Source organism: Tahibacter caeni, from assembly GCF_024609805.1.
GTDB lineage: Bacteria > Pseudomonadota > Gammaproteobacteria > Xanthomonadales > Rhodanobacteraceae > Tahibacter > Tahibacter caeni.
In genome coordinates this window covers 1-2,163 of the sequence record NZ_JANFVR010000524.1, presented here as the reverse complement: position 1 = coordinate 2,163, position 2,163 = coordinate 1, and the positions used below count along the sequence as shown (strand labels likewise).

The 2,163-nt window shown below is 73.3% G+C and carries 2 protein-coding genes; one reads left to right on the top strand and one right to left on the bottom strand.

What is annotated here, in order from left to right; all coding sequences use genetic code 11:
• Positions 1-99: 99 nt before the first annotated feature.
• A complete protein-coding gene (locus tag NON22_RS23405; protein ID WP_257389396.1) occupies positions 100-657 on the bottom strand; it encodes an ECF-type sigma factor in 558 nt (185 codons plus the stop codon).
• Between the two features lie 180 nt (positions 658-837).
• Between NON22_RS23405 and NON22_RS23400 the strand changes: the two genes are divergently transcribed.
• On the top strand, positions 838-2,163 hold a 1,326-nt coding region (locus NON22_RS23400; protein WP_257389395.1), incomplete at its 3' end, for a phosphoenolpyruvate carboxylase.

Here is a 2,163-nt window from a genome sequence, read left to right as displayed (position 1 = left end):
CGTCGCCGCAGGCCGCGGCGAGCGCCGCCTGCCGTTCCGCAGCCGGCCGTTCCAGCGCCGCGGCGAGCACCTGCTGCAGCTGCCGCCAGCGCGCCGGCGTCATGCGGACAGCTCGCGCCCGAGCCAGAGCCGCGCGAGGCTCCAGTCGCGCCGCACCGTGGCCGGCGAGACGCCGACGACGCCGGCGATCTCGTCGATTTCCAGGCCGCCGAAGAACTTGAGCTCGACGACGCGCGCCTGGCGCTGGTCGAGCCCGGCGAGGCGTTCCAGCGCCTCGTGCAGCCCGAGTACGTCGAATTCGCCGTCGGCCACGCGCTCGGCTTCGGACAGGGTCAGCACCACCGCGCCGCCGCCGCGCTTCTGCGCCGCGCGGTCGCGCGCGTGGTTGACGAGGATGCGCCGCATCAGACTCGCGGCGAGGCTGAAGAAGTATGCGCGGCCCGACCAGTCGGCGCTGTGCTGCACGACGAGCCGCAGATAGGCCTCGTGCACGAGCGCCGTCGGCTGCAGGGTGTGGTCGGCGCGTTCGCGCGCGAGCGCGGCGCGCGCGAGCCGGCGCAGCTCGTCGTAGACGACCGGGAACAGCGCATCGAGCGCCGCGGCGTCGCCGGTGCGCGCCGCGTCGATCTGCCGGGTGATGTCGATGCTTTCGTCCATGCCGTGCGCCGCCGGGGGTGGGCACAGTCAAGCAGGATGCGCCGCGCCGGTAAAGCCGGCGGACCGGTCCTCCGGCGGCCGCGCATAACCAAACGTCCTATCCGGACCGGTGCGCCGGCGCTTGCCAGTCGCCGCCGCGCCGGGCTATTCCTTGCGGACTGCGGTTTTCCGGTGCGAGCGATGAGTGCGACTTCCGAACACGGCTCCGGCGATTCCCTGCGCGACGTGGAATTTCCGCGCGTCGACCAGGCCCTGCGCGAGGACGTCACGCGCATGGGCGCGCTGGTCGGCGAGATCCTGGCCGATCAGCTCGGCGCCGATTTCCTGGTCCTGGTCGAGCGCGTGCGCGCCGCGGCGATACGCCGGCGCGAGCAGCAGACCTCGACCGACGAGCTCGTCGCGCTGCTGACCGCGCCGGCGGCCGTCGCGATCGACCTCGCGCGCGCGTTCGCGACCTATTTCCAGGCCATCAACATCGCCGAGCGCGTGCACCGGATCCGCCGCCGCCGCGACTACGAGCGCAACGGTGCTGCGCCGCAGCCCGGCAGCCTGCGCGAGGTCGTGCGTGACCTGGTCCGCGACGGCGTCGGCCGCGAGGAGATCCTGGCACTGATCGCGCGCCTGCGCATCGAGCCCGTGTTCACTGCGCATCCGACCGAAGCCGTGCGCCGCTCGCTGCTCGACAAGGAGCAGGTGCTCGTCAAATGCCTGATCGCCGACGTCGACCGCCAGCGCACGCCGGCCGAGCGCCGCGCCGACCAGGAGCGCATGCGCCTGGCGCTGAGCGCCGGCTGGCAGACCGCCGACGCCGCGCGCGAGCGGCCGACCGTGCAGGACGAGATGGACCATGTCAGCTATTTCCTGGCCGACGTGCTCTATCCGATGCTGCCGGTGTTCTACGAGGTGTTCGAGGACGTGCTGGCCGAGCTCGGCCCGGTGCCGCCGCTGCCGGCGCTGCTGCGCTTCGGCACCTGGGTCGGCGGCGACATGGACGGCAATCCGAACGTCGGCGCCGACACCGTGCGCGCGGCGCTGGCCGCGCAGCGCGCGCAGATCCTCGCCGCCTACCGGCGCGAGATCGCGCAGCTCGAACGCCTGCTGAGCCAGTCGCTGTCGCGCGTCGGCGTCGACGAGGCCGTGCTCGCGCGGCTTGCGGACTACCGCGCGCGGCTGCCGAAGGCCGCGGCCAGGCTCAAGGCACGCTATGCCGACATGCCGTACCGGCACCTGCTGAGCCTGATCAGCGCGCGGCTGGCCGCGACCGCGACCGGGCGCGACGAGGCGTATGCGGGCGTCGACGAATTCCGCGCCGATCTCGAGCTGATCGCCGCGAGCCTGCGCGCGCACCGCGGCGAGCACGCGGGCTGGCTCGCCCTGCGCCAGCTGCTGCAGCGCGTGGATACCTTCGGCTTCCATCTGGCCACCTTGGACCTGCGCCAGGAATCCGGCGCGCACGATCAGGCCCTTGCCGCGCTGCTGGCCGACCCGCAGTGGCCGCAGCGCGAC